This window comes from Streptomyces sp. NPDC005070 (genome assembly GCF_053600395.1).
In genome coordinates, this window is the sequence record NZ_JBSFZS010000436.1 from 1 (window position 1) to 1,811 (window position 1,811).

General features: G+C 70.5%; 4 protein-coding genes. 3 read left to right on the forward strand and 1 reads right to left on the reverse strand.

Features of this window, described 5'->3' with window-relative positions:
* The coding region (locus tag ACWEBX_RS39965; protein ID WP_451889612.1) for a hypothetical protein at positions 1–208 on the reverse strand (208 nt) is incomplete at its 3' end.
* Positions 209–534: 326 nt separating this feature from the next.
* Here ACWEBX_RS39965 and ACWEBX_RS39970 point away from each other — a divergent pair.
* The 3 genes from ACWEBX_RS39970 to ACWEBX_RS39980 all read left to right on the forward strand — a co-directional run.
* On the forward strand, positions 535–1,026 hold the full coding sequence (locus tag ACWEBX_RS39970; RefSeq protein WP_451889613.1) for a hypothetical protein: 492 nt from the start codon (positions 535–537) through the stop codon (positions 1,024–1,026).
* 6 nt (positions 1,027–1,032) lie between these two features.
* Positions 1,033–1,686, forward strand: a complete 654-nt coding sequence (locus tag ACWEBX_RS39975) for a DUF5987 family protein (RefSeq protein ID WP_451889610.1) — start codon at positions 1,033–1,035, stop codon at positions 1,684–1,686.
* The coding region (locus ACWEBX_RS39980) for an FAD-dependent oxidoreductase (RefSeq protein ID WP_451889611.1) at positions 1,683–1,811 on the forward strand (129 nt) is incomplete at its 3' end. The genes ACWEBX_RS39975 and ACWEBX_RS39980, both read left to right, overlap by 4 nt.

Sequence of the window (1,811 nt, forward strand, 5' to 3'; positions counted from 1 at the left end):
GGGCGTGCTGCTCATCCAGAACGGCACCCTGATCACCGTCACCTTCGGTGTCGCGGTGCTGATCCTGCCGGTCATCGGCATCTGGTTCCTCTGGCCGGCGTGCGCGGTGGCCTTGCCGTGGGTGGCTCCGCGTCGGCGGCGCGATACACAGCAGCAGCCTCAGCGGCCTCAATCGCCCTTGCAGGCGCAGCAGTTGACGGTAGGTCACATCTATAGGCTCAGTGGCTCAGTCACTGACCCACCTCTTGTACTGGCCGGTATGTGTGCCTCATCCTCGGTACGCCGGCCTGCCCCGCCCCGCCCAGCACGCTGCGGCGGTGGCCGGTCCTGCGTGACATTCACCCTGCCCCGATTACGGGAGGTCCCGTGTCTGTCCTGCGCCTTCGTATCTCCGCAGCCGGCTGCGCGCTGGCTCTGGGAGCGTCCGCGGTCCTGTTCACGACCAGCACTGCCGCTGCGGCACCGTCGAAGCCGGTGGTCCGCGAGAGCCCGATACGGCAGGCTCCCCGTTCCACAGGGGCCGCCGACACATTCGTGGATCCATTCACCGAACCGAGGTTCGCCGCCGACTGCACCTGGCACGAGTTCGGGGAAGGGGAACAGCCGCCCTGGTGGCTGACGTTCGCCGACCCGCTGTGCGTGGAGTACAGCAAGCGGGACATCACCGTCGACGACGGAGGAGCTCTGCGGTTCCTGGTGGCCGAGCCTTCCCGCTTCGCCGTCGCCATGGTGACCTGCCACTACTATCAGAAGGATCACTGGAGCGTGCAGTCCACCCACGGAGCGACGCCGTGGGTGACGTGGGACGGCCAGTACTGGTGGGACAAGGCCGCGAGACGGGCCGGAACCCGCCTGACCAACTTCCGCATCGACGGACACACCGTAGGGGTCGGAGACGCGGTCACCGCGCTCGAACCCCTCTTCCCCGACGTCGCCCGCGCGCTGAGTGACTACGGTCAGGCCGCGGGCGAGACCGGACTGACCGTGTCCCTGCCCTACGACCTGCGCTGCGCACTGGCCGGGTGAACCGCCATGACCGGACCCGACCGGAGATCCATCCTCAAGGCACTGGTCGCCACGCTCGCAGGACTGTCCGCCGGCGGACTGGACACACCCGCGGACGCCGCGACCGACGCGTCCGGGAGCTGGACGACACAGACGCTCGAGGCGTTCGCCGACACCCTGATCCCGGGCCAACGCCGCTTTCCCGGTGACGTGGCGGTCGCCGGTGCGGTCACCGGCCCCGGTGCCGTACAGGCCGGTGCCGTCGGTCTCCTCAACTCGCCCGACCTGCCGGTGGCACCGCTGCTGCCCGCGATCGCTGGGCTGCTGGACGTCCGCGCCGTCGCCTATGCCGCCCTCCGGCTGATCTGGCTGCCACCGACGCACCCGCCTTTCGTGGGCCTGCCCTTCTCCGACCGCACCGCCCTGGTCGGCGGCCTGTTCGACCCCGACGACCTGGACCGGCCGATCTGGCAGGTGATGAGCCTGCTGGTGGGGCTGGCGTTCGACACCGCCGGACAGCAGGACACCGTCGAGGCCCTCGGCCAGGGCCATCCCGGACTGACGTGGCTGCGCTTCCCCGAGCCGGACCCGGACGGCCTCTGGCGCTTCCCCGACTTCTCCTACGGCCGCCCGCTCGCGGCACTCCATCCGAACACGACCGAGTCGGGGAGCCCGGCATGACGGCGCAGACCACGGACGTCCTGGTGATCGGCAGCGGCTTCGGCGGCGCGATCCCGGCCTACTACCTCGCGGCGGCCGGAGCCCGCGTCACCGTTCTGGAGCGCGGCCCCCGTGCAGCCGCCGCC

What these genes read in the sequence shown, in the direction of transcription:
- ACWEBX_RS39975 (WP_451889610.1), top strand. Translation starts at nt 1,033, where the DNA reads ATGACCGGACCCGACCGGAGATCCATCCTCAAGGCACTGGTCGCCACG.